Here is a 648-nt window from a genome sequence, read left to right as displayed (position 1 = left end):
CCCTTCGCCTTCATCGCCGACAGCAACGGCGCATCGACCGCGCGGTCGCGGACCGAATGCGCAAAGCCGTTGACGCCCTCGCGAGTCAGCTCCCTGGCATTGTCGTAATAGAAGACATGGGCGACGGCTTTCTTGCCGTCCTTGTGCGCCTCGGCGATCACCGCCGTGCTGATATCGGCCGGCATGCGCTCGGCGATTGTGCCGAATTCGTCATCGACCCACAGCTTGATGAAATCGGCGCCCTTGGCGGCCTCGCGGTCGACCATCGCGGTCGCCTCGGCGGGCGTCGCTACCTGTGCCGGAAGCCCGACGACGCCGCCATAGCTGCCCTTGAACACCACGCCGCGCCCAGCAGTCCATACCCGCGCCCGGCCCGCCGGATCAGCGCGGATATCGCGGACGATGTCGTGGATCTCGTCTTTGTCGGTGCCGAGCACCTGGACCGAGGTGACGCCGTACGCCGCATAGAGCTTCAACTGCCGCTCGACGCTTTCGCGGGTGTAATATTTCAGGTCCTGGGTGATGCCGTCGACCAGCCCGAGATGGACATGGCTGTCGATGATGCCGGGCATGACGAACTTGCCGGTCAGGTCCCTGACCTTGACGCCCTTGGGCGCCCTGAGCTTCGCCGCCGGGCCGACCCAGCTG

General features: G+C 65.9%; 1 protein-coding gene. It reads right to left on the bottom strand.

From position 1 onward, the window contains the following. Positions 1-648, bottom strand: a 648-nt coding sequence (locus AC1DZC_RS20050; protein WP_477044498.1) for an amidohydrolase family protein, incomplete at both ends; no start/stop codon positions are given.

Source organism: Cellulomonas sp. P2_B4, from assembly GCF_056404795.1.
This window is presented reverse-complemented; position numbering and strand designations above follow the sequence as displayed.